21 protein-coding genes are annotated in these 24,162 nt (G+C 41.7%); 13 read left to right on the top strand and 8 right to left on the bottom strand.

Features of this window, described 5'->3' with window-relative positions; all coding sequences use genetic code 11:
• The first annotated feature begins 231 nt into the window (after window positions 1–231).
• From QE382_RS15075 to QE382_RS15060, 4 genes are all read left to right on the top strand, one after another.
• Window positions 232–2,460, top strand: coding sequence for a HEAT repeat domain-containing protein (locus QE382_RS15075; RefSeq protein ID WP_307186625.1), 2,229 nt, complete (start codon window positions 232–234; stop codon window positions 2,458–2,460).
• Between the two features lie 124 nt (window positions 2,461–2,584).
• A complete protein-coding gene (locus tag QE382_RS15070) occupies window positions 2,585–3,232 on the top strand; it encodes a histidine phosphatase family protein (protein WP_307186624.1) in 648 nt (215 codons plus the stop codon).
• Window positions 3,229–3,810, top strand: a complete 582-nt coding sequence (locus tag QE382_RS15065; protein WP_307186623.1) for a Crp/Fnr family transcriptional regulator — start codon at window positions 3,229–3,231, stop codon at window positions 3,808–3,810. The genes QE382_RS15070 and QE382_RS15065 overlap by 4 nt, the downstream gene beginning before the upstream one ends.
• Window positions 3,811–3,878: 68 nt before the next feature.
• Window positions 3,879–4,571: a CPBP family glutamic-type intramembrane protease gene (locus QE382_RS15060; protein ID WP_307186622.1), complete on the top strand. Its 693-nt coding sequence runs from the start codon at window positions 3,879–3,881 to the stop codon at window positions 4,569–4,571.
• A gap of 42 nt (window positions 4,572–4,613) precedes the next feature.
• On the opposite strand, the gene QE382_RS15055 is transcribed toward QE382_RS15060, so the two are convergent.
• Window positions 4,614–5,081 carry a DUF6265 family protein gene (locus tag QE382_RS15055; protein ID WP_307186621.1) on the bottom strand — a complete coding sequence of 156 codons (468 nt, stop codon included), beginning with the start codon at window positions 5,079–5,081 and terminating at the stop codon, window positions 4,614–4,616.
• A 224-nt stretch (window positions 5,082–5,305) separates the two neighbouring features.
• On the opposite strand from QE382_RS15055, the gene QE382_RS15050 reads away from it, so the two are divergent.
• Together QE382_RS15050 and QE382_RS15045 are read left to right on the top strand one after the other, a co-directional pair.
• Window positions 5,306–6,682, top strand: coding sequence for a DUF1800 domain-containing protein (locus tag QE382_RS15050; RefSeq protein ID WP_307186620.1), 1,377 nt, complete (start codon window positions 5,306–5,308; stop codon window positions 6,680–6,682).
• A 17-nt stretch (window positions 6,683–6,699) separates the two neighbouring features.
• A complete protein-coding gene (locus QE382_RS15045) occupies window positions 6,700–7,893 on the top strand; it encodes a DUF1501 domain-containing protein (protein ID WP_307186619.1) in 1,194 nt (397 codons plus the stop codon).
• 84 nt (window positions 7,894–7,977) lie between these two features.
• Here the strand turns inward: QE382_RS15045 and QE382_RS15040 are convergent, their stop codons facing one another.
• The 6 genes from QE382_RS15040 to QE382_RS23590 form a co-directional block, all read right to left on the bottom strand.
• A complete protein-coding gene (locus tag QE382_RS15040) occupies window positions 7,978–8,811 on the bottom strand; it encodes a ferritin-like domain-containing protein (protein ID WP_293888739.1) in 834 nt (277 codons plus the stop codon).
• A 20-nt stretch (window positions 8,812–8,831) separates the two neighbouring features.
• Complete coding sequence (locus tag QE382_RS15035; protein WP_307186618.1) at window positions 8,832–9,557, bottom strand: ferritin-like domain-containing protein; 726 nt, start codon at window positions 9,555–9,557, stop codon at window positions 8,832–8,834.
• 161 nt (window positions 9,558–9,718) lie between these two features.
• Entirely contained in the window at window positions 9,719–10,822 is a 1,104-nt protein-coding gene (gene msrB / locus QE382_RS23645; RefSeq protein WP_307186617.1) for a peptide-methionine (R)-S-oxide reductase MsrB, read from the bottom strand.
• 365 nt (window positions 10,823–11,187) lie between these two features.
• Window positions 11,188–11,685, bottom strand: coding sequence for an alanine:cation symporter family protein (locus QE382_RS15025; RefSeq protein ID WP_307188034.1), 498 nt, complete (start codon window positions 11,683–11,685; stop codon window positions 11,188–11,190).
• Window positions 11,678–12,190 (bottom strand): alanine:cation symporter family protein, encoded by a 513-nt coding sequence (locus QE382_RS15020; protein ID WP_370877879.1) that lies wholly within the window; start codon window positions 12,188–12,190, stop codon window positions 11,678–11,680. The genes QE382_RS15025 and QE382_RS15020 overlap by 8 nt, the downstream gene beginning before the upstream one ends.
• Window positions 12,105–12,470 (bottom strand): alanine:cation symporter family protein, encoded by a 366-nt coding sequence (locus tag QE382_RS23590; protein ID WP_503167754.1) that lies wholly within the window; start codon window positions 12,468–12,470, stop codon window positions 12,105–12,107. Before QE382_RS23590 ends, QE382_RS15020 begins: the two co-directional genes overlap by 86 nt.
• Window positions 12,471–12,990: 520 nt before the next feature.
• Between QE382_RS23590 and QE382_RS15015 the strand changes: the two genes are divergently transcribed.
• From QE382_RS15015 to QE382_RS15000, 4 genes are all read left to right on the top strand, one after another.
• Entirely contained in the window at window positions 12,991–13,839 is an 849-nt protein-coding gene (locus QE382_RS15015; protein WP_307186615.1) for a mechanosensitive ion channel family protein, read from the top strand.
• Window positions 13,840–13,905: 66 nt separating this feature from the next.
• On the top strand, window positions 13,906–15,909 hold the full coding sequence (locus tag QE382_RS15010; RefSeq protein ID WP_307186614.1) for a BCCT family transporter: 2,004 nt from the start codon (window positions 13,906–13,908) through the stop codon (window positions 15,907–15,909).
• A 114-nt stretch (window positions 15,910–16,023) separates the two neighbouring features.
• Entirely contained in the window at window positions 16,024–16,596 is a 573-nt protein-coding gene (locus tag QE382_RS15005) for a hypothetical protein (RefSeq protein WP_307186613.1), read from the top strand.
• On the top strand, window positions 16,593–18,716 hold the full coding sequence (locus QE382_RS15000) for a cation:proton antiporter (RefSeq protein WP_307186612.1): 2,124 nt from the start codon (window positions 16,593–16,595) through the stop codon (window positions 18,714–18,716). Before QE382_RS15005 ends, QE382_RS15000 begins: the two co-directional genes overlap by 4 nt.
• 63 nt (window positions 18,717–18,779) lie before the next feature.
• On the opposite strand, the gene QE382_RS14995 is transcribed toward QE382_RS15000, so the two are convergent.
• The gene (locus QE382_RS14995; RefSeq protein WP_307186611.1) at window positions 18,780–20,099 is read right to left on the bottom strand and encodes a mechanosensitive ion channel family protein; all 1,320 of its coding nucleotides are present in this window, start codon (window positions 20,097–20,099) and stop codon (window positions 18,780–18,782) included.
• Between the two features lie 167 nt (window positions 20,100–20,266).
• Here QE382_RS14995 and QE382_RS14990 point away from each other — a divergent pair, with 167 nt between their 5' ends.
• The 3 genes from QE382_RS14990 (at window position 20,267) to QE382_RS14980 (ending at window position 24,050) form a co-directional block, all read left to right on the top strand.
• Window positions 20,267–21,256 carry an NAD(P)H-dependent glycerol-3-phosphate dehydrogenase gene (locus QE382_RS14990; protein WP_307186610.1) on the top strand — a complete coding sequence of 330 codons (990 nt, stop codon included), beginning with the start codon at window positions 20,267–20,269 and terminating at the stop codon, window positions 21,254–21,256.
• 1 nt (window position 21,257) lies between these two features.
• Entirely contained in the window at window positions 21,258–23,504 is a 2,247-nt protein-coding gene (gene ggpS / locus QE382_RS14985; protein WP_307186609.1) for a glucosylglycerol-phosphate synthase, read from the top strand.
• Between the two features lie 327 nt (window positions 23,505–23,831).
• Window positions 23,832–24,050, top strand: a complete 219-nt coding sequence (locus QE382_RS14980) for a hypothetical protein (protein ID WP_307186608.1) — start codon at window positions 23,832–23,834, stop codon at window positions 24,048–24,050.
• The last annotated feature ends 112 nt before the right edge of the window (window positions 24,051–24,162 follow it).

The following is a 24,162-nucleotide window of genomic DNA, read 5'->3' as shown; positions in this document are numbered from 1 at the left end:
TTCGTTTAGCGATTAATGACTAATTGTTTTTGCTTGTTGATATTAGCATGTTGCAAATATATGTATTTAGATTTATTATAAATAAGTGAATTTTAAAATATTATTTCAAGTAAATACGATTAATAGTACGTTAAATAAAATATTCTAATGTAAAATGTTTTATTTTTAATCGTTTTAAATAAAGTTGCTGTACATTTGTGCATCTTTATGCGTATTTTAATACATCTTAATATGAAACCTACTACGTTTACCAGCTTATCTATCGCCTTGAGTTTGTTCGCTGTGGAGCAGCTCCACGCGCAAGCCGTACAGGAGCCTACTGTAAAAAGCCCCACCACCTTTGCGATCATTGTGGATCAGCATACCTACGATCAGGCGAAACCTGAGATTGATGCTTATCGTGCCGCAGTGGAAAAAGATGGATTAGGGACTTATATTATTTCGAGTCAATGGGCCAAACCGGACGAGATCCGGACGTTATTGAAGAGCCTGTATGCAAAAAAACAACCCCTGGAGGGCACGGTACTGATCGGTGATATTCCGATACCCATGCTACGGGATGCACAGTTTTTGACTTCGGCCTTTAAGATGTCGCAAAATATCCGCTGGGATAAGTCATCGGTACCATCCGACCGGTACTACGATGATTTTGACCTTCAATTTGATTTTATCAAACAGGATACGGCCAAGTCGAGGTCCAATTATTTTTACTATAGCTTAAGTGCTGCTTCGCCGCAGTATATACAGATGGATATCTATTCGGCGCGGATCAAGCCGCCCTTGGAAAATGGAGAAGATCCTATTGCGAAAATCAAGGCATATTTAAAAAAGGTCGTTCAGCAGAAAGCACAGGCCAACCCCTTAAATGATATGATCGCTTCAACCGGTCACGGCTATAACTCCAATTCGGTCAACGCGACAATCGGCGATGCGCTGGCACTCAGATCGCAAATGCCCGCTTTGTTTCTTCCGGGAAATTCAGTCAAGTTTATCAATTTTCGCTCCGACAACTTCATTAAGTTCAATATATTGAATGAACTGAAGCGGGAGGGATTGGATTTTGCATATATGACCGGACATGGTACAGCCACGTTGCAGCTGTTAAATGGTTATCCATTGGCCTCCAATCCGCAGCCTTCCATGGAGAATGTGGCACGCTACCTCCGCTCCAAGCTACGCTCGACAAAAGAGGATGGAAGGGATGTGGAATCGGTTAAAAAATCGTTTATGGAATCCCTTGGCGTGAATGAGAAGTGGATGCTTGATGCGTTTGACCCCAAAAGTATCGTGGCCGATTCCCTGTTCAATGACGATATGGATATGCAGATCCACGATATCAAAGATGCACGTATCAAAGCCCCGTTGGTTTACCTCAATTCCTGTCTGACAGGATCCTTTCAACTCCCCAATTATTTGGCGGGCTACTATCCATTTTCGGATAATGACAATATTGCGGCGGTGGCCAATTCGGTGGGAGTACTGCAGGATCTGTGGCCGGGTGAACTTATGGGTTTGCTGCAGCATGGTGTACGCGTCGGGAATTGGGTGAAACATATGGCTTACCTCGAAACCCATATTCTGGGAGATCCAACCTATCATTTTACAGGTAAGGCCGATCAGCGGTTGAAAATCAATACGGCAATTGGTTTGCATGATCAAAATGCAGGATACTGGCGCAAGCTGCTTAAAGAAGACGATGCCGACCTGCAGGCGCTGGCTTTGGTTTATCTATCGCGTATATTAACTGAAAAAGAAGTAAGCCCGTTATTGAAACAGTATTACTTTCAATCGGCATTTGAAACCGTACGTACGCAGGCCTTTATACAGTTGCGTCAACTGGAGAATCCAGATTACTTTGCGGTATTGCATGCTGCGAAATCCGATTCGTATGAATTAATCCGTCGTTTGGCAGTATATGATCTGGCGGAGTTTGGGGGAAATGATTTTGTCAAAGATATGATCCAGCTTTATTTGAGCGATCCCCATTCCGAACGGGTTGGTTACCGCCTGCGAACCTCGCTTAGTTTTATGGAGCCAGCGCTGGTCAAGCAGGAGATCGATCGTCAGATTCGACAAGATTCCAGCCTGAGCAATGCGAAGCTTCTCGCGGAAAAACTGGATCAAATTGTTCTTTCTGGCGAAAAATCAACCCAGAGTCTGACCAAAAAGATCTTGGACAAGGAAGAAAAAGAAAAGGAGCGCCTCAATGATATCCGTACCATGCGTTTGTATCGTTATCACCGCATGGTGCCGGTACTGATTGAGACTGCCCTGGATAAAAGTAACTCGGCGGATATACGTGTCGTAGCGCTAGAGGCACTGAGTTGGTTTCCACTTTCGTATCAGCGTCGCGCCATATACGATGCTTGTGAGGAAGTGATAAAATCAGATGCTCCTGAAACGGTAAAATATCAAGGCCTGAAAACAAAGAATATTATGGATGGCTATTCCAGAAAGTAAACGTTGTTGTTGAAACCTTTGATGGATTCACAAGAATTTCGGTATTTTTGAACCACGCGCTATCCATTGTGGACAGCATAAAGTGTAAGCTGACGGCAACTTGGTTGCCGTCAGCTTTTCTTAAATGCCTACTCATATACGTATGTCTCAAAAGAAAAATATCATCACGATACAACATCCGGAATCCGTGCATCATACGAATGGCATGATTGGTTCTTGGTACGATTGGCCATTAACGGAAAAAGGGATCCAACAAGCGGAAAATATCGCTGCTAATTTAAAGTCGGAATTTCGGGATACGAAGTTTTCTGTGTATACCTCACCGCTCAGCAGAACAGCCCAGACCGCTGATATCATTGGAAAACAGTTTAATGTCGTTCCCCAATGGGCAACCGCGCTAAAAGAACGTTACCTTGGACGAGCGGTGGGGCAATCGGTTCAATGGCTTAGGGATAATATTGAGCAGGAAGAAATATCGATCTATGATAAATGTTTTAGTGATGCTGAATCCAGATTTGATGTATGGCAAAGAATGCTACCATTCTATGAAACGATATTAGGTAGTACCGAAGAAAATATTATCATTGTCTCGCACGGAGATAGCTTAAGTATCTTCAATGTCATGTGGCTTGGATTGCCGGCGGAAAGCCTTCAAACAATGGATCTATACGGCGTCAGTGGTGGCGTTTCTTTGCTGTACCAAACAGAAATGGGAAAGAGAATTATGAGGCGGATGAGCGATACTTCGTATTATAAAAGCAAAGCGATATGAAGGGTCCATCTCCTGAAAACATCAAAGCGGTATTTGATACTTATTATTCCGTCGACATTAAATTTTGGGTTGAATTTGCAAAAGTGGTGGAACGTCGGAGTTTTGCAAAAAATGAAATCGTGAAGGGATACGATAAGACCGAAAAGTTTATCAACATCCTCGTTTCAGGTTCGGTAGGACATTTTGTGCCTTATCAGCATAAAGACATCTGTATTAATCTATATTATGAAAACCAGCTATTCAGCGATTACCTTTCTTTTATATCACAGAGACCTACTGTCATCAAAACGGAATGCCTCGAAGATACAGAACTTTGGTCGGTAAGCCATCAGAATTTACAGGAGCTTTACGCAAAGTCCGATCGATCACTTCTTATCGGTAAAGCGATTTCGGATATCATGTTTACAGCTAAGCAATCTGAGCAGATTAATTTGCTGACTTTGTCGCCCACCGAACGATACCAGAAATTGATAAAAGAACGACCCTATATCTTTCAGCGTACACCGCTTAAAATTATCGCCTCCTATCTGGGGATAGCACCGGAGAGCCTGAGCAGAATAAGAAAAAAGATTTCTTAACTTTCGTCAAGTGTTTTTCGTTTTAATGCAGTTATTTTTGGGCATTGCAAAAAAGCTATACAAACAGGATGAAAAGAAAAATCAATTATTGGGCCGTTATTGTTTATTATATTATTGCCATCGCATGCCGCTATTTGACCAACAAAACTGAATTACTACATGCCATCGACAATCCGTATTTAACATCCATACTAACAGGAATGGGTCCTGCACTTGGAGCTGGGATTGTGTTTGTGACTTTTAAGATAAAGCCCATACTCTCACTCAAAGGAAACTATAGGAGTCTCCTTTTTCCGATTACGTTATATTGGATATTTCCGGTAGTTTTGATCAGCACGGTGTCTTATTTTTCAAAAGGTACTATTCCATATTTGACTGTTTTCACTGTGCTTATCTACGGTCTGCTGGAAGAAATTGGATGGCGGGGCTTTCTCTATCAGGAGTTTAAAACATTGAAGCCCATCTACAACATATTGCTGTTGTCATTACTATGGTTTTTATGGCATCTCAATTTTGATTTTACGCCGGTTCACTTCTCATTTTTCGCCATTTTGGTGTTGGGAAGTTGGGGAATAGGTAAAGTCGCCGATGCAACGGGGTCACTCGTTGCTGTTAGTGCATTTCATTCCCTCAATAATTTCTTTCCCGGTATAAACGCCAAAAGCGGCGCAATTTTAGGTATTCTTCTACTTGTTTGGGTGATTGCTTTGGTGGTTCGAAAAAAGATGAAACTGGCGGCATCAGTGTATAAAGCCAACTGACATGTTTCAGTTGGCTTTGAACGTAAAGGATTGTAGAGCTCCCTATTTGGAAATCTTACTAAAATCGAAAGGAATCTGGAGGCTATCACCTGCCACATTTGCTTTCAATTTCTCACCGTCCCGCCAGTAAGAAATCTTTTTTGGGAACGGAAGCGAGTCATTATTGCATTCGAATAGGCCATCTTTCATCATGGTCATGGAAAATGCGATAAAATTTTTCTCATCAGGCGTTTTAACCCTTAAATTCCAGTTGCCGTCAGATTTTAGCAACTGCATGGTTTCCTGATGAATGGTATCCAGGTTTTGCAATGTAAATGCAAAGCCTGCATATTCAGAATCGTTGAGTTTCTTCCAATATTCAAAGGTCTTTTTATATTTGGCTTCGTTGGTGCGCTGCCATTCTCCTACGAGCCAATCGAAATTTTCGGACGGCTCACTTTGACTTCCCACGCATTGTATGAAAATTGGAAGAAACGATAATGATACCCATACCTTGGTTAGTTTTAACATATGATATTCGGTTTTTAAAGGTTTGTCGACTAGTAGATCGTAAAGTATGTATGAAATGCTAAGGTAAATTACCGTATGCCCATCTCTGATTAAATTTAATAAAAAATTAGAAGTCCTGAAAGTGATTGATAGTTAAACTGTTAATTTAACTTAATGTTTGTTAAATCTTCGCAGCTTTATGCTAACATGTATAAATAATTCGTTATTTAGGTGTAAATGGAAGCATGATGATTTCTGATTTTATAAAAAATAAGCATCTGGCCAATCGAGCGGGGTTTGGAATGAGCCTTCAGCAGATTACGGATTTTGAACAGCAATCTCCTAAAGCAATATGGAAGCTATATGCGCAGCCGCATCCATTACACGCGATCAGTTTCAGTTCGGAACAGGGCGCAGTTGACTATACGGCTCTATCTCATTTGAATGCTTCAGATAAAAAGTTGGTACAGCAACTCAACCGGAAGCGTAATATTGACATCAATCTTAATTTTCTGGAAGCAATGGTGCATGGTGAGGATCAGCTCAGGGAGAAAATGGCTTTTTTTTGGCATGGTCACTTTGCGAGCAGGGTCATCAATGCCAATTTTAGTGCGCACATCCTCAATGAAATCAGAGAGCATGCCCTAGGAAATTTTCGGGACCTGCTATTTGCCGTTTCTAAAGCCCCAGCTATGCTCAGCTTCCTCAACAACCAGCAAAATAAAAAGGGGCATCCGAACGAAAACTTCGCGCGGGAAGTGATGGAGCTCTTCACAATGGGACGAGATAATTATACTGAATTGGATGTTAGGGAGGCCGCGCGCGCCTTTACAGGTTGGTCTTACGATAAGGATGGTCAGTTCTTGGTACGCAAAAAGTTTCATGACACCGGCAGTAAAACATTTTTGGGGAAAACGGGAAATTTTGATGGAAATGATATTTTGGATAGTATATTGGAGCAGCCAGTTACAGCCCAGTTTATTACGCGAAAGCTATACCGTTTTTTGGTTAACGAACAGGTGGATGAGGAAATTGTCTCTTTACTGAGCCGTGATTTCTATCATTCAGGATATGATATCAGGCAACTGGTCAACAGCATATTTACGGCGGACTGGTTTTACGATGTTAAACATATAGGCAACAAAGTAAAGTCACCTATAGAACTTATGGCTGGTATTATGCGCATATTACCCATGGAGATCGCGTACCCGGAAAACCTTATTATTTATCAGAAATTATTGGGGCAGATGCTTTTGTATCCGCCTAACGTGTCGGGTTGGCCGTTGGGAAAAGCATGGATAGACAGCTCTACCTTGTTGCTCCGCATGCAGCTGCCGCAGATATGGACCGGATTGCGGCCGCTCGAACTTGATGTCCATAATGACGATGACCTCGACATGGGGCTGAAACAGTCGAGGGCGCTTGCAAAAGCCTATAAGAATCCAAAAATTTCCATTGACTGGTCCACTGTAGAAGTTACTTTTGGGGGGAGAGACCCTTTTCGTATTTTGTTGCAGCGGCAGCTATCCTTTGAAAAAGCATTACGGGATGAATATGACAGTGAAAACATTCGATTGGCAATTATTGAAGCCATGAGCACTCCCGAATATCAGCTTTGTTAACCGTTAGAACGACTACTATGATCCTTAAACGAAGGCAATTTCTCAAAGCGAGTTCACTCGCGTCGGCATCGCTAATGTTGCCTAATTTCTTAAAAGCCCTATCTTCGTCCCCTGCGCTGGAAAATCGGAATAAGGTATTGGTGATATTACAGCTCAGCGGAGGAAACGACGGGCTTAATACGATCATTCCGATCCGTAATGATATTTACTTTCGCGAGCGGCAGACGATTGCCATCAATAATGCGCTGCGGCTCACGGATGAAGCGGGTATTCATCCGGCGTTGCCATTTTTTAAAACGCTTTTTGATCGTGGGGAGCTGGCTGTGCTTAATAATGTTGGTTATCCCGATCCAAACAAATCGCATTTTCGTAGCATGGATATCTGGCATAGTGCGAGCCGAAGTGATGAATACTTGGAGAGCGGCTGGATAGGGCGCTATCTTGATCAGGTCTGTTACGACTGCGACTATCCTACGCAAGCTTTGGAGGTGAATGATATGCTTAGCCTCGCGCTCAAAGGAAGGCGACAAAAAGCATTCGCATTTAAAGATCCCAAAAAGCTGTATCAGACCAGTCGTGAATCGTATTTTAAAAAGCTGTATCAGGAACATCAGCATCAGCATGAAGACGAAACAGTTGCTTATCTGTACCAGACACTAGGGGATACCCTCAGCAATGCCGATTATATCTTTGAACAGAGCAAAGCCAGAAAGACTGCAGCGACGTATCCCGACTCGGAGCTTGGGAAGGATCTGAAGACGGTCTCTTCGCTGATTAAATCGGATATCAATACGCAGGTTTATTATTTACAGATCGGTAGTTTTGATACGCATATCAACCAAAATCAACGGCAGGAGAGCCTATTTCGCACGATCAATGATGCTTTAAAAGCTTTTGTAGAGGATTTAAAGCAAGATGGCCTTTTTCGGCATGTCATGCTCATGACCTTTTCTGAATTTGGTCGGCGGGTGGCACAGAACGCGAGCAATGGTACCGATCACGGTACAGCCAATCAGCTTTTCCTGCTCTCGGGCGGATTAAAAAAGCAAGGATTACTGAATGATTTGCCAGATCTGACCCAACTCAATGAGGGTGATCTCCAGTATGCCGAAGATTTTAGAAAGGTGTATGCTACTTTACTTAAAAGCTGGCTTGATGCGGATTCTGACAAAATATTAGGTTGGAAAAATGGGATTTATGATTTTATATGAAATCTACTTTGTATGAAATATAGTATGAAAAACCCTGATCTGAATAGCAGACCAGGGCTGTTTTAACAGGTAGCTTGACTTTTATTAAGCTTTGATAAATAAACCTGCAATGTTAAGTACAGCTTCTGCAGATAATGGTTCATCAAAAGATTGGGTAGCGGCATTGGTGGAGATCTTTCCCATGGAACTGCTGAGTGCCGTAATATCAACGCCTGCTTGCTTTACATTATCTTCACCAGCGTATACAGCGTCGACCACGGTACCGATACCAGAATCATTTGCTCCAGTGATCCAAGGTTTTTGATTTGCTGCAGCGCCCCCGCGTGCACGACGCATCTGACGGATATGTGATGCATGCCTAGCTTCAACCGAATGAATCTGCAATGCTGCAGTAAGGACAACCCGATTGCCAACTAAAATGCCTGCTTGGCCTTTGTAAGCGCGTACACCAGTATCTTCAAACGCCTGTGCAACAGCTAAAAATGTGTCATAATCGCTAAATACATTTCCAAAAGTGCCACCAGCCGTAAAATCAAATGTTGGCTTCGATACAGCCTTACTGCCCAATACCTGTTTCAAAAAGTTGACATGGGCGACTTCATGATCCCGTATGGTCGTAATAGCGCCAAGTGGTTTACCCGAAGGAATAAGTCCAGACTTAGCAACCCCCATCGTATAATATTCGGCTTCCAAATATTCGAGCGTGAGTGCATAATTGAGGACGCCGTTGACATCTGTAGGAGCGGTAGCACCGTAAGCTTTTTTGAAAAGTTCACTGACAAAAAACGGTAGTGCCGCTAAGGTTACTTTTTTACTCATGGAAGCTAGATTTTTAATAGCTTCACGACGTGGGCTGATGCGATCACTGAACTCAGGATCTACAGCATTTATTTGGTCAAAAACATTTAAAAGATTCATGATAATCTGAATTAGGTGAATTAATAAGTGGGTAGATCCGATACATCAATTTTAGATTTGATAAAGGGTGCGGCGGCGCTCAAGACGACACTGGGACTTTTGGCAACATCGAGTCCATTGGAATCAACAACTTCCTGGTTGGCGAAACTGCCGTTATCGATCATATCCCTTACCCAAGCCGCATGGCGTGCCTCTACCGACACAATCTTTCCGGCCAACAACAGGTAGTTAGTGTCTTTGATAAGCCATCCAGCACCATTGTATGCGGATACCCCCAGATCTTCAAATGTTTTGGCAGTTGCCAGTACATTTTCCCTGCTGCTAAAATTAATCGCTGATAGATTTAATTCAAGGCTGGAGATTGCTTTGGCACCCAGCGCAACTTTAAAAAATTCGCGGTGGGCAATCTCATGATCACGGATATCGGTAAAGAAGGCCTTTTCCATATCGGTCATGCCTGAGTAGGGATTATTGACCAATTGAATGTAGAAGGCAGCTTCGAGCTGCTCGAGCGCATAGGCATAGTTGAGGATAGCGATATCGCCACTACCAAAATATAGGCCTTTTCCGCCGTTATCCATGTTATCATCATGGTCTTTTTTACAGCTCGACAAACCGAGGATGGCCAGCGATGCTGCACTGGCGCCTGCAAACTTTAAAAAATCTCTTCTGCGGAGATCCTTTTTGTCTATTTCACCATTGGGAGTCAATAGCGAATCGTTGTGGGGAGTTGTTATCTTTTCCATAACAAAAGTCTTTTAGTTTATAATATTTTTCTGTACTTATAACCATTTACGACTTTTTGGAACGCTTGGATTTCTAAACCCTAATTTTTTTTTATTTTTTTTTAAAAAAAAACTGATGCAGACTTGCACCAGTTTTTTAAAGTAGCAGTTGAGTGTTTCGTTTACTTTTTGACGAGTAGGGACAGATATTTTTCATAACCCTTGGCTTTCATTTCTTCTTTAGGAACAAATTGGAGCGATGCACTATTGATGCAATAGCGTAAACCGCCTTTGTCCGCTGGACCATCGTCAAAAACATGGCCCAAATGAGCATCTCCGGTTTTGCTCCGTACCTCTGTGCGGCGCATACCGTGGGAGTTATCAGATAATTCTTCGACTAAGTCGGGATTGATCGGTTTGGAAAAGCTGGGCCATCCACAACCTGATTCAAATTTATCTGTCGAGACAAATAGTGGTTCACCGGTTGTAATATCCACGTAAATACCATCTCTAAACTCATCATTGTATGCGTTGTCAAAGGCACGTTCCGTGGCCTGATTCTGCGTTACATCGTATTGCAGTGGTGTAAGTTCCTTTTTAAGTGTACTTCTATCTTTTTTGTGATAACTTTTCGACGCAGTAGAGTCCTTGGGGGCAGGGTTGGCTTTGCGCGCCAGATCAAACATCTCCGGAACAATATGGCAGTAGCCACCCGGGTTTTTGTCTAGATATTTTTGATGGTAGGCCTCCGCATCGTAGTAATTCTGTAAGGGCTCGAGTTCGACAACTATTTTTGCCGGATATTTCTTGTCCAGTTCGGCTAGGCTTTTCTTAATAACTGGAATAACTGATTTATCGGTATAGTAAATACCGGTACGATATTGTGTTCCGATATCGTTTCCCTGTTTGTTGAGGGAGGTGGGGTCTATTGTCTTTAAAAACAAATCCACGAGAAGCTTAAGTTCAACGATTCGTGGGTCATAGGTGACTTTGACAGTTTCAGCAAAACCTGTCTTTCCCGTAGAAACCTGCTCATAGCTCGGATTCTTTAAATTACCATTGGCATAACCTACTTCCGTGCCCGTAACGCCTCGTACTTGTTTGAAAAAATGCTCGGTACCCCAAAAGCATCCACCGGCAAAATAAATAACCTGATCATGCTCGGCTATAGGGGCCGCCAATTGCTTCTCAATCGGTTTGGATGGATCTGATTTCTGTGAAAATCCAAATTTGCTCAGCGTAAATAAGCCTAGCCCCAGTAGTAGTAATAAAAATGCTTTTTTCATAGTGATTGTCCATTCTTGTTTGATAATATACGATGTAAAGACCCGAATTGGTTTTAATCAATTTAAAAACTTAGGATCTTGACTTCATTATCGCTATGATAGGTTTCGCTATTTGTTGGGATTGTCATGGCGACCATAACACCTGCTATCCAGCATTACTTGATTTGAAGAAATTTTTCAATACGGTAAGGTTAATCAATTGACTCATCGTGCTGTCTATTTTTTTTGGACCATAAGTCCAGATTGGGAAATTGAAATTTACTGCTGTCAAATACTGGGTCTATTTTGCATTTCTGCTGCTCGCAATAATCCGCGTAGAGCGTAAGTACTTTTTTATGCAGCAGAAGTATGGCGATCAGATTGAGTCAGGCCATCAGTCCGACTCCAATATCGCCCAATGCCCAGGCAGATTTAGCTGTGCTGGTACAGCCTACATAGGTCGATACTAAGATCAGTAGTCGCAAAATCCAAATAAGTAAGGTTTTATGTTGTTTTTTTTGACCAACAAAACTAATGTTGGTTTCAGCGATGTAATAGTAAGCCATGATAGTGGTAAACGCAAAGAAGGCAAGCGCTAATGCAACAAAGGCATTTCCGATAGTTGGGAAATGATGGGATACTGCTTGTTGTGTAAAAGCTGGTCCCATTTCTGTAGCCGGAAGGTGCTGTACAATAAATCCATCAGCTGGATTTTCGACATTATATTGACCCGTAAAGAGGATCATTAAGGCTGTTGCTGTGCACACAAACATGGTATCAACATATACCGAAAATCCCTGTACGAGACCTTGCTTGATGGGGTGGGATACTTCGGCGGCGGCGGCGTGTGGGGCGGTGCCCTGGCCGGCCTCATTGCTATATATACCCCGTTTTTACACCCCAAGAAATTGCCATGCCTGCTACAGCACCAAATGTGGCTTCCATGTTTAAGGCAGATTTGACGATCAAAGCAATAACCGCAGGGATCTCTGTAAAGTTGAGCCCAATAATAACCAAAGCCATAAGGATATAGGCGCCAGCCATAAAGGGTACAACATATTCCGCTACGGTGCTGATACGCTTTACCCCACCTATAATGATAATGGCGAGCAAGCCGGCTATCGCCAAACCGGTCACGCTGGGAGATAGGTGGAAAGCAGACTCAACTGCTGAACTGATGCTATTGCTCTGCACCCCGGGTAGTAAAAAACCGGTACTTATGATGGTGACGATTGCAAAAGCCCATGCAAAAGTTTTGGATTTAAGTCCTTTAAGAATGTAAAATGCTGGGCCACCGCGATACTCACCATCGTTTACCTCTTTGTACATCTGGCCAAGAGTCGCTTCTACAATAGCTGAAGCACTGCCTAAAAATGCAATTACCCACATCCAGAAAATAGCCCCTGGCCCCCCCCATGGCAATTGCGGTCGCGACACCTGCGATATTTCCCGTGCCCACACGTCCTGAAATAGCCAAAGAGAAAGCCTGAAAAGAGGAGATGCCCTTGTCGGAACTACTGCCATTAAAAAGCAAACGGATCATTTCCCGAACCTGCATCAGTTGAGGACAGCGAAAGCGAACGGTAAAGTATATACCTGTAAGCAGACAAAGGTAGACAAGCGCATCACTCCAAATAATATTATAAATTCTATTGATCAAATCTTCCATCTTGTGAATTGAGTTTTTAGGTCGGCTAAAAGTAGGTAAAACGAGTCAAGACTATCTGAAATATTGAATAGATTTTGTTTATTTTTATGTAAACCTATATATATATCTTATTTATATATGTGTGTTACAATATCCATATCGACTATTTTTGCATTTTAGTTTCGTAATATGGCTAATGTATGTTGGATAATTTATCATCTCCTGGCTGCTTAATTTCTTCCAAAAAGCTAATTCTAGCTTTTTACATCCGCTTTGGAGCTCTGCATTTTCTCATCAATAATGGTATAGTATTTATTGCTCAATTTTTATTGGACAAATTGTTCGTCTTTATGGTGCTGTTTTGTGGTATATCCGCTACAAATTCTATTTATTATTATGAGGTTAAATCCGCATGCAGTACTTTTTTAGAAACAATCGTGCTACTTAGTTGTTAAAAATAACATCCACTTTCTTTTTTGGTATTTAATCAATATTAGATTATATTGAAAATTCAGTATTACATTTTTTAAATACAAGCACTATGAATGATTTAGAATTGAACGACATACAGGCACATTGGAATAATTTTATTGCTTCTGCAATTGCCTGGGCGCCACGTATTATTACAGCCCTGATCTCAGCATTACTGATATATTTAATTGGATCTTGGATTATCCGTTTGTTGAAGCGTATGATCGACAAAGCCTTCGAACGCCGGAAAATGGACGTTTCTTTGCAGCGTTTTCTCAGTAATTTAATTGGTTGGATTTTAAATATATTACTATTTATTGTTGTCGTTACACAATTGGGTGTTCAAACCTCAGCATTTGTTGCTATTATTGGTGCTGCGGGTTTGGCTATCGGTTTAGCGCTGCAGGGCTCTTTATCTAATTTTGCGGGCGGAATATTGATTTTACTGCTGAAGCCCTTTCGTGTGGGCGATTATATAAGTTCGAGCTCGAATGTCTCAGGGACTGTGATTGAAATTGATATTTTCAACACAAAATTAAATACACCGCAAAATCAGCAGCTTGTTGTTCCCAATGGTATGCTATCTAACAGTAGTATTACTAATTACACCGTTTTGGGGACACGCCGCACATGGTTCGACATTGGTGTATCTTACAGTGCTGACTTAAAACAAGCTAAACAGATACTATTGGAGGTTGTTCAAAATAATGAGTATGCGTTCAAAGACCCTGCACCGCAGGTTGTGGTCAATGAGTTGGGAGATAGCGCAATCACGCTATCTGTACGCGCGACCACTTCAAATGAAAACTTCTGGACGATGCAGGAGCAATTGATTATTAACTGCAAAGAAGCTTTGGATCGGGCTGGTATTGAGATTCCCTTTCCGCAACGTGATATCCGTATCCGTAGTAATGCATAAAGTAGTGTATATTGGTTTCAAGATGGCTTTGTTGGCACCCCATTGTAAACAAATTTAATTTTAGTGATGTTGTCAAAATCGACATTTAATAAAGGAATTGTTATTCCTAGTTTGATCTTTATCATAGGCGTTTGCCTATTGTCGGTATTTTTTCCGACCCTTTCTGTACGTATTTTAGATACTGCCAAGCAATTTATCTTTGTTAACCTCAACTGGGTTTACGTATGGGCTGTGACACTATTTGTTATTTTTCTCCTTTACCTGATGTTTAGCAAATTTGGTAATATCAAGCTAGGAAGTAACGACAGTAAACCCGAGTATACTTTTTTTTCATGGATTTCTATGTTGTTTGCCGCCGGTATGGGGATCGGGTTGATGTATTTCAGCGTTGCTGAACCGATGCAGCATTTTTCAACAGACGCATTTGCTGGCCATCATGATATCAATCGAGCTCAAAATGCCCAGCTGTATACATTTTTTCATTGGGGTATACATGCTTGGGCAATCTATGGCGTTGTGGGACTGGCTCTGTCTTATTTTGCTTACCGCTATCGGTTACCGCTGTCCCTTCGAAGTTGTTTCTATCCACTATTAAAAAATAAGATTAATGGAAAATGGGGTAATGCCGTTGATGTGTTTGCCCTCTGCAGTACGTTTTTTGGCATTACGACAACGCTCGGTTTTGGCGTGGTGCAAGTGAATGCAGGCTTGCAAACTTTAGGACTTGTGCCTGAGAATAATTTTACCTATCAGATTGTTATTGTTGCCGTGTTATCACTATTAGCTATTTTATCAGCTACATCGGGTGTTGATAAGGGGGTAAAACTATTGAGTAACATTAATATAATTACCGTAGTTATCTTGCTATTGTTTGTACTTTTTTTAGGACCAACGGTTTACCTTATCGGAAGTTTTACGGAAGGGATAGGTAATTATGTAAACAATTTCTTTAGTTTAACTTTTGATACGCATGTGTATGACGAAGCTACATTGCCCTGGTTCTACAATTGGACGATTCTTTACTGGGCCTGGTGGATATCATGGTCTCCTTATGTAGGGTTATTTATTGCTAAAATATCCAAAGGGCGGACCATTCGCGAATTTATTGCGGCCGTACTTATTATTCCGACCATATTTAATTTTATCTGGATGTCCGTGTTTGGCAACAGTGCGATGTGGTTTGATATGCACTTTGCCAAAGGTGCATTGAGCGCCTTGGCTGATAATCCTGATGCCCTGATGTTTAGGTTTTTGGACTATTTGCCATTCTCCGAGATAGTAAGCTATCTGGTCATTCTTATCATCATTATCTTTTTTGTGACTTCAGCCGATTCGGGAATCTTTGTGATGAATAGCATTTCCACTAAGAATGCGGAAAAGTCACCGAAATGGCAAATGGTTTTTTGGGGAGCTCTGTTGGCTATTTTAGCGCTTATGTTGTTAAATGCCGGTGGATTGCAGGCATTGCAAACTATGACACTTATCACTGCATTGCCTTTTTCGCTGATTATGCTGCTTTTTTGCGTGAGTTTGGTCAAAGCATTGACCATTGATCGGAGTTATTATGAACGTGATTTTTCGGTCAGTACGGTCCCCTGGTCGGGTGAATTTTGGAAAGATCGCCTGCAACAAATTGTCTCATTTAAAAGTCGCGAATCTGTTGAAGAGTTTATGGAGAACACCGTGATGGTAGCTTTTGAGGATCTGCAGGCAGAATTCAAGCATAATGGTATTGAAGCAAAGATTCAAGAGTTAGCGCAACCTAAGCGGATACAAATTGAAATCCAGCATGACGTAATCAACAATTTTATCTATGGCGTAAAAAGCCAGGTCAAAGTGGTTTCTGATTATGTGGTTGAAGAAGATAATCTCCCGGAATTTGATGATAAAAAAACTTATTTTCCTAAATCTTATTTTGGAGATGCACGTGAGGGGTATGATATTCAGTACTTTACAAGAAATGAATTGATCAGCGATGTATTAAAGCATTACGACCGCTTTCTGGAAATCATTTCGGAGGAGAAAAATGAAATGTTTATTAGTAGTAATGCGAACAAGAATCTACGATGAGGTAACAGTCATAGCGGTTGATTTCTCCTAAGGTTGTTGCACGTTATCTAAGATTGAATGTTTGTATAAACGTGATATCGTAGTGGAATTTATTTATAGATAATTTAGATTAAAGTGAAGAATATAGTATACATGATATTTCTTTCTGTTCTCATCGTATCCTGCGGTCAGCATGGAAGAAACGATTTGCAAGATCGCGAAGAACAACTTGTAAAAAAAGAACAAGAGTTTGCGCAGAGAGAGTCTGAATACGATGCATTATTAGCCATGCGGGATAGCCTACGCGCAACAGAATCCAAGCGACTAAAGCCCGACACCGTCGTTCAGCATTGGCCAGATTCGATCGCAGGACAATGGAGCTGCAGATTGGTCTGCCGTTCGTCGAATTGCAACAATTATGTAATTGGTGACCAAAGGAACGAGCAATGGGAATTTATGGCTGATGCTACAGGTATTTATGTAAAGACCTATACCAAAAATAAAACGATGCGACTCTTTAAAGGCTCTTTATTGGATAATCGAATTAGTCTGGTCCAAGTACAAGATAGTATGGATGAAAGTAAGGCGAGGGTTCAGATGAACCTTGATCTGATTGGTTCTAAGATTATCCGCGGAACACAGACGATCGGCACGAAAGAGGATTGCCAAGCAAACTTTTCTATTGAACTCACACCCACTGAAAGATGATCCTAGCCAGTATTCACCACATTACTTTTCCGGTTGAAGACCCTTTACTTAAGTTTTTTATCGAGTTGCTCATTATACTGCTGGTGCCTTTGTTACTCAATAAAATAAAAGTTCCACATCTGTTAGGTTTGCTGGTCGCAGGTGCGATTGTTGGGCCCTACGGCTTCAATATGCTCTCGCGAGACAGCAGTGTCGTGGTGACGGGAACGACAGGGCTGCTTTACATCATGTTTCTAGCTGGTCTAGAAATCGATATGGGTGACTTTAAGAAGAATAAATGGAAAAGTATCACATTCTCAATCTATACTTTTTTGGCGCCCTTTATTCTAGGATTTATCGGAGGATATTATGTATTAAATTTTTCGCTTTCAACGTCGATTCTATTTGCCAGTTTATTCTCGTCGCATACACTGATCGTTTACCCATTGGTCAGTAGCTTGGGCATATCAAAGAATCTTGCCGTCAATATTACCGTTGGCGGGACAATGATTACAGATGTACTTTCGCTTTTGGTATTGGCGGTGATTGTCGGCCTTTCTCAGGGGGATGTAAGCACTGTCTTTTGGATTCGATTAAGTGCTTCAATGATTGCGTTTGCTCTTGTTGTTTTGTTGGTATTTCCGATTATAGCGCGCTGGTTTTTTAAAAATGTATCGGACAAGATATCGCAATATATATTTGTCGTAGTGATGATTTATCTGGCTTCGATATTGGCCGAGCTGGCCGGTATTGAATCCATTATTGGTGCTTTCTTTGCCGGACTGGCACTGAATCGCCTAATTCCACATACTTCCTCTTTGATGAATCGGATCGAATTTGTTGGAAACGCTATATTTATTCCATTCTTTCTGATCAGCGTGGGGATGCTAATTGACTTTTCGGCTTTTTTAAAAAGCTGGGAAACCTTGGGTGTGGCAGCGATCATGCTCGTGGCCTCTATTGGTGGTAAGTATATGGCCGCCATGCTAACGCAAAAGACCTTCCGTCTTAGCGGGGAAGAGGGGATGCTTATATTTGGCATGAGCTCGGCTTCTGCCGCCGCCACATTGGCTGCAGTTATGGTCGGTTATAATATTATCCTTGGCCAAACGCCAGATGGTGAACCCATTCGTTTACTCAATGAACATGTGCTGAATGGGAGTATTTTGCTGATTCTGATTTCGTGTACCATTTCATCCTTCGTGTCAATGTCTAATGCGCAGCGCATTGCGGAGGCAGATCGGGAAGATACCATAGTAGGCGATAAGCTGCCCGATGCTCATATTCTATTGCCGATCAATACCGAACAGATGACTGAAAAGATGGTCAATTTGGGGCTGCTGATCCGTACAAAATCAAAAGATGACCAGCTCTTTGCCTTAAATATCATCAGTGAGGATAAGAATGAATCTTCAGTAAAAAATGCAGAAAGGATTCTTGAATCCGCAGTGAAACTGGGAGCATCGGCTGATGTGCAGGTACAGGCCATTACCCGACATGACAGCGGAGTAGTTGACGGAATAAATAATGTGATCAAAGAAAAATCCATATCAGATCTAATCATTGGCCTAGATAAAGATAAGGGCTTTTCAACGTCTTTTATGTATAATCTGTATAACGGCTATTTAAAAAATGAGCATGTCAATCTGATGTTGTACCGTGCCATTCAACCGATATCAACTGTAAAAGAGTATGTTGTGCTCATCCCTCCATTGGCATACAGGGAATCCGGCTTTTTTGAAGCGCTATCAAAAATATGGAATATTGCGTGCAATTCGAGCGCACCGCTTGTATTCTACAGTACAACGGATATCATCGAAATTCTCCATCGAATCATCAAAAAGTCGGCTGTGGAAGCGTCATTTATTACCATATCCGATTGGAAAGAAGTGGATCAGGTTATTGGAGAACTAACAGTTGATCAGGGGTTAATTGTGCTAATGGCCGACCGTAACCGTTTTTCGTATAAGTCGCCAATTCATACCATTACCCAATACCTCAACGAAAATCAGATTGAAAACAATTATCTACTGATTTATCCCTTTACTCAGAATAACAATGATGTGTCAGAAAAGCGCGCGATTAGTAATCACCAAGATTTTGCTGAGATCGGTAAACTGATCCAGCGGGTATTCCGATAAACGGTTTAATGATAAGTGCCCAATGGTTTTATACGAAGACCATTAGGCACTATTCGTTGGTTGTTACAAGCTATATTCAGCACGTTCTTCCTTCGATACAAGCAAACGCAAATCGTCTGCCGCCGGCAATTCAAAGATTTGTAAGTGAAAGTGTTTGATTGCTGCGAGCAAATGGTCAAAAATATCGGCCATCGTATCTTCAAAATATACCCATTGTGTTCCTTTAGTAAACATATATAACTCCAAGGGTATGCCATATTCAGTCGGAGCCAGCTGACGTACCAATAACGTCAATTCTTGGTGGATATTAGGGTTGTTTTTTGCGTATGCGAGGACATAAGCCCGAAATAGACCAATGTTCGTCATTCTTCGGCCGTTAACTGGCGAAGAATTGTCTGTATTCCATGTCTTATTATATGCGGCAATCTCGCGTTCGCGCTGATCAATGTAAGGCGATAGTATTCGGATATTTTTCAATGCTGTTATTTCCTCCTCGCTAAGATACCGTACTGATGACATTTTAATATTCAGTGCGCGCTTAATACGACGACCACCAGTCTCTTGCATTCCGCGATAATTTTTGAATGAATCGCTGAGAAGCGTATAGGTCGGTATAGTGACAATGGTTTTGTCCCAATTCTGTATTTTGACATTGTTAAGATTAATCTGTAACACGTCACCATCTACACCATATTTGGGCATTTCAATCCAGTCACCAACACGCACGGAGTCATTGGCCGACACTTGAATACTGGCTACAAATCCCAAAATTGTATCTTTAAATACCAACATCAGAATTGCGGAAGCTGCGCCCAGTGACACGAGAAAGGACCATGGTGAGTTTCCTGTTAGAAGTGACACAGCCAGTGTTCCGATCACAAAAATTAAAAAGATCTGTACCACCTGTAGGTAACTGTCGATGGGCTTATCTTTAAAACCATTTGAAGTTCGGAAGATATCACGGCAGGTTTTCAATAGGCTATTTACAAGATGATAGATCGTCAGCAACACCACTAAATCCAAAAATTTTACCAAAGCAGCGGTTAATACCGGAAAGCCCATGAAAATTATCGGTAAAAACTGGCGTGCCAGCAAAACGAGAATAGTGCGACTCAGACGGACATGTACCTTATTGCTCAAAAGGTAATCATCCCATTTGGTTGAAGTTCGAAGGGCAATTTTATTTAGTGCTGTATAAAATACGCGACGCATGATATAGTCGAGCACATAGAGAAGTAATGCTGCGGTCAAAAGGAGCCCAGCTGCGGTTGCTATATGGGACTGCTGTTCGGGGAAGCCTAATTTACAGAAGAAATCGAAAATGTACTGATAGATTGAAGTTGATGATTGTTCACTGAGATTTAGCATAATTGAATTTTTCATATGAACAGACAAATTTAAGAAAAAATATTAACACGTGGTTTTTTACGTTTAAATACGTTTTTAATACTTTTTTTGCTTATTGATTAATTTTTCATTACTTTTGTCAATTAATAGATAACCCGATAGCAAAAAATCGCTGTTTTTACATCTTTAAAACCCCCAATAATTTGAATGAGATTAGTGTGATTGGCGGTGGGAGTTGGGCCACGGCCCTGGTTAAAATTCTAACAGAAAATAGCATCCATGTAAATTGGTATATGCGACGTTCCGAACAAGTACGCTCGATCAATGACGATGCTATCAACCCCGACTACCTATCCTTTTTAAAACTTGATAATACAAAAATTTATGCTTCTGATCAGCTGGATATGCTCGTGGCGCGTTCTAAGGTGATCCTGTTTGTTGTTCCCAGTGCGCAACTGGATCAAGTTTGCGAAGCAATCCCCAAAAATGATATGCGCGACAAATTCGTGATTACCGCAATAAAAGGAACCGTAGGGCCGGAGAATTTGCTACCCAGTGCTTTCATTGCCCGGCATTTTGAACTGACTGACCTACAGCAGGCGATTATCGCGGGCCCCTGCCACGCCGAAGAAATTGCAAGAAACAAAAAAACTTATATAACCTTATGCGGGTCGAATCAAAGCGTTATTCAAAAGATTTCGAATGCATTTGCATCACCCTATATGCAGGTACACTATAGCGCTGATATGATCGGCGTGGAGTACGCGGCCATTTATAAAAATGTGGTCGGTATTGTCTGCGGTATGGCTGAAGGATTACACTATGGCGACAACTTTATAGCTGTGTTGGTAGCGAATGCAATCGACGAACTGGGGTTGTTGCTGCAAGCTGTTGGTGTACCCAATTCTCGGCTAGGTAACTCGACCTATTTGGGCGACTTATTGGTGACGGGATACTCCAGACATAGCCGCAACCGGAAGTTTGGTCAGTATCTCGGTCAGGGATTTTCGGCATTTGAGGCTCGTGGGATGATGGGTATGGTTGCCGAAGGTTATTATGCGACAAAGGGGCTAATGAATACCGTATCAAGTCTCGAACTCAATATGCCCCTTTTACAGACTGCCTATCGGGTGCTATATAACCATATGGCAGCAAAAGATGAATTTAAACTTTTAGAAAGGAATATAAGATAATATGATATTAGCAACAGATTTAGATGGAACTTTTTTGGGGGGTAAAATGGAAGACCGCCTCAGATTATATCGATTGATAAAGGCTAGTGCGAATATGCAACTGGTTTTTGTGACAGGGAGAGGCTTGGAGTCTGTATTGCCTTTGCTGAGCGATCCACTTATTCCGGTGCCAGATTTTATAATAGCTGATGTGGGAGCTACAGTGGTGAATGGCCACAGCCTGGAAGCAATTGAGCCTTTACAGAGCGAAATTGAGGAAAAATGGCCGCAGACTTATGCGATCCGTTCAGCGCTGGATGAGATTCCGCAATTGCGTTACCAACATGTACCACAACAGCGGCGCAGCTCTTTTTTTTATGAACCTGAGGTTGACCTCAATCTAGTAAAGCAGGTGGCCGACAGGTATGAGTGTGATATGATTACTTCGGCTGATCAGTATCTGGACTTGCTTCCGAAGGGTGTGAACAAAGGTACAACGCTTAAAAAGCTGATTGAATTTTTGGATATCGAGGCGGACGATGTAATGGTAGCTGGAGATACCCTTAATGATCTCGCCTTGTTTGAGATCGGTTTTCGCGGTGTTGCCGTAGGAAAGTCGGAGGGCAGTTTGCTTGAAGCTGTTGGTCAAATGGACACAGCTTACACTGCCGAGGCCGCCGGAGCGGGTGGGATATTAGAGTATATGAGCAAGTATCGCCCTTTCCAGCAACTCATCCGTACTGAACAGAAAATAGTACCTCAAAAAGGCAGAGCTAAAAAATCGGATCAGCTCGTGATGGTGTATCATCGACTGCCTTTTGAAAAGGAATCGATCAATGGCAAGACCGTACGGGTGTCTCCGAAAAGTCCAAACGGAATTATTCCTTCATTATTGGGCTTATTTGAAAAGGGGCGTTCTGGTCTTTGGATCGGCGAGGAAGTTTTGCAGCCGGATGGTCAGCCGGTTCCTAATCAGCTGGTAGATGAAAGCAGGTATCCCAACCTGGTAGCATCCACCATATCGTTGTCAAAAGAAGACATTGATAAATTCTACCGCGTGTTCTCAAAAGAGGCCTTTTGGCCAACTATCTTTTCTTTTGTGGACCGTGCAAAGTTTAATCACGAAGATTGGGACCACTATTTGATGATTAACAAGTACTTTGCCGAACGTATAGCAAAAGAAGCCGACGATGGAGCCCTCGTATGGATTCATGAATATAACCTATGGATGGTACCGTCGTTTTTAAAGGCCATGCGACCCGATCTAAAAATTGGTTTCTTTCATCATACCGCTTTTCCGGCGGCTGACATTTTTAATATTATTCCGTGGCGCAAAGAAATTATCGGAAGTCTGCTGCTTTGCGATTTTATTAGTTTTCATATTCCGCGTTACGTAGAGAATTTTGTGGATGTAATCCGTAGCCATACACCTTTTAAGGTGATCAAAAAGGTCAATGTTGCCAATCAGTTTCTGACTTATAGCTGCGCTCTCGGAGTAGATCAAATGACGAAGGTCATTGAAGTAGACGGTAGACAGATCAGGTTGGGAGCTCAACCGGTCGGCGTAAACAAGGATCATATCGAACAGATTTTGATGGATGATCAGGTGAGGCTGGAGATCAATGCGCTCAAAAGAAACAAAGACGAATCAGGAGTAAAGCGTATTATATCTATCGAGCGTTTAGATTATGTAAAAGGCCCGTTGGAGAAAATTCAGGCTTTTGGAGAGTTCTTAGCAGAATACCCAGAATTTAGGGGTAAGATTGAACTGGTGAACGTGTGTACACCGCCATCACAGGGGATGACAATCTACGATGAAATCCGCGATCAGGTGAATCAGGCAGTGGGTGAGATCAATGGAAAATATGCAACGATGAATTGGACTCCGATACAGTATTTTTACAGAGCGCTTCCTTTTGAGGAGGTTATCAAACATTATGCGTTAAGCGATATTGCCTGGATCACACCTTTGCGCGATGGCCTCAACCTTGTCGCAAAGGAATACATTGCCACTCATGGATTACTGGACACTTCGGGAGCACTTGTACTTTCGGAATTCGCGGGAGCATCGGTAGAACTGCCCTATGCCATTTTGACAAATCCCTATGATCGTAAGAGTATGAAAGATGCCTTATTGAAAGCTTTGGTGATGGAACCGGGCGAGGCTCAAGTGAGGGCTCGTCGGCTTTATGAGCATATCGAGCATTATGATATCCATTATTGGGGAAAAGATTTTGTGAAAGAACTCGAAAAATCTGTTAAATATTAATGGGCGATCGTTTAGGTAATTGATATCCTAAACATCATATTGCGGATATATCGTTGCCGTTGAAGAATTCGCGCAGATTAGAAGGGGCAAATTTGATAAAAATTTGGCCCCTTTCGCTGAAGAATCGCTATATTTGCGGCTATAACAATGGTTGCGAGAATTTTCAAATCGATTACAATAAATCTGTTGCTGCTATGCGTCGTGCTGATGAGTTTTAGCAAGATTTTTATTGTGCTAAGCTTTTATGCGAATCGTACCGAAATTGCCAATACTTATTGTATCAATAAAAGGAACTCATCCTTACACTGTGATGGTAAATGCTTTCTTATGCGCATATTGAAAAAGGAGGCCCAACGGGAGAAAGATGTTCACGAATATTTCTCCAAAACACCGGTTTTTTTCTGTCACCACTATTTTTCGACAACTTTGCCAAAAATGTTTACCCCAAATGCTGAGCGCAATGTTGGCAAGGCGCGGACTCCGTTGTTTCTTAAGTTTGATTTCTTTCCTAAAATACTCAGACCACCCATTGTTTCATTAGCATAATTCTAACGGTTTATCCCATTTTTTGAGATAAAATCTATTATTCTTTATGACGACTTTCGGTTTGTCCGGGATTCGCTATACTGGATTCTAGTTTTAATCTACATTTATTATT

This window comes from Sphingobacterium zeae, from assembly GCF_030818895.1.
Lineage (GTDB): Bacteria > Bacteroidota > Bacteroidia > Sphingobacteriales > Sphingobacteriaceae > Sphingobacterium > Sphingobacterium zeae.
This window is presented reverse-complemented; position numbering and strand designations above follow the sequence as displayed.

What these genes read in the sequence shown, in the direction of transcription:
- QE382_RS23590 (WP_503167754.1), bottom strand. Translation starts at nt 12,470, where the DNA reads ATGGAAGATTTGATCAATAGAATTTATAATATTATTTGGAGTGATGCG.
- QE382_RS15060 (WP_307186622.1), top strand. Translation starts at nt 3,879, where the DNA reads ATGAAAAGAAAAATCAATTATTGGGCCGTTATTGTTTATTATATTATT.
- QE382_RS15050 (WP_307186620.1), top strand. Translation starts at nt 5,306, where the DNA reads ATGATGATTTCTGATTTTATAAAAAATAAGCATCTGGCCAATCGAGCG.
- QE382_RS15000 (WP_307186612.1), top strand. Translation starts at nt 16,593, where the DNA reads ATGATCCTAGCCAGTATTCACCACATTACTTTTCCGGTTGAAGACCCT.
- QE382_RS14980 (WP_307186608.1), top strand. Translation starts at nt 23,832, where the DNA reads ATGCGCATATTGAAAAAGGAGGCCCAACGGGAGAAAGATGTTCACGAA.
- QE382_RS14995 (WP_307186611.1), bottom strand. Translation starts at nt 20,099, where the DNA reads ATGAAAAATTCAATTATGCTAAATCTCAGTGAACAATCATCAACTTCA.
- QE382_RS15075 (WP_307186625.1), top strand. Translation starts at nt 232, where the DNA reads ATGAAACCTACTACGTTTACCAGCTTATCTATCGCCTTGAGTTTGTTC.
- ggpS (WP_307186609.1), top strand. Translation starts at nt 21,258, where the DNA reads ATGATATTAGCAACAGATTTAGATGGAACTTTTTTGGGGGGTAAAATG.
- QE382_RS15020 (WP_370877879.1), bottom strand. Translation starts at nt 12,190, where the DNA reads ATGTGGGTAATTGCATTTTTAGGCAGTGCTTCAGCTATTGTAGAAGCG.
- QE382_RS15045 (WP_307186619.1), top strand. Translation starts at nt 6,700, where the DNA reads ATGATCCTTAAACGAAGGCAATTTCTCAAAGCGAGTTCACTCGCGTCG.
- QE382_RS15040 (WP_293888739.1), bottom strand. Translation starts at nt 8,811, where the DNA reads ATGAATCTTTTAAATGTTTTTGACCAAATAAATGCTGTAGATCCTGAG.
- QE382_RS15065 (WP_307186623.1), top strand. Translation starts at nt 3,229, where the DNA reads ATGAAGGGTCCATCTCCTGAAAACATCAAAGCGGTATTTGATACTTAT.
- QE382_RS15010 (WP_307186614.1), top strand. Translation starts at nt 13,906, where the DNA reads ATGTTGTCAAAATCGACATTTAATAAAGGAATTGTTATTCCTAGTTTG.
- msrB (WP_307186617.1), bottom strand. Translation starts at nt 10,822, where the DNA reads ATGAAAAAAGCATTTTTATTACTACTACTGGGGCTAGGCTTATTTACG.
- QE382_RS15035 (WP_307186618.1), bottom strand. Translation starts at nt 9,557, where the DNA reads ATGGAAAAGATAACAACTCCCCACAACGATTCGCTATTGACTCCCAAT.
- QE382_RS15070 (WP_307186624.1), top strand. Translation starts at nt 2,585, where the DNA reads ATGCCTACTCATATACGTATGTCTCAAAAGAAAAATATCATCACGATA.
- QE382_RS15055 (WP_307186621.1), bottom strand. Translation starts at nt 5,081, where the DNA reads ATGTTAAAACTAACCAAGGTATGGGTATCATTATCGTTTCTTCCAATT.
- QE382_RS15015 (WP_307186615.1), top strand. Translation starts at nt 12,991, where the DNA reads ATGAATGATTTAGAATTGAACGACATACAGGCACATTGGAATAATTTT.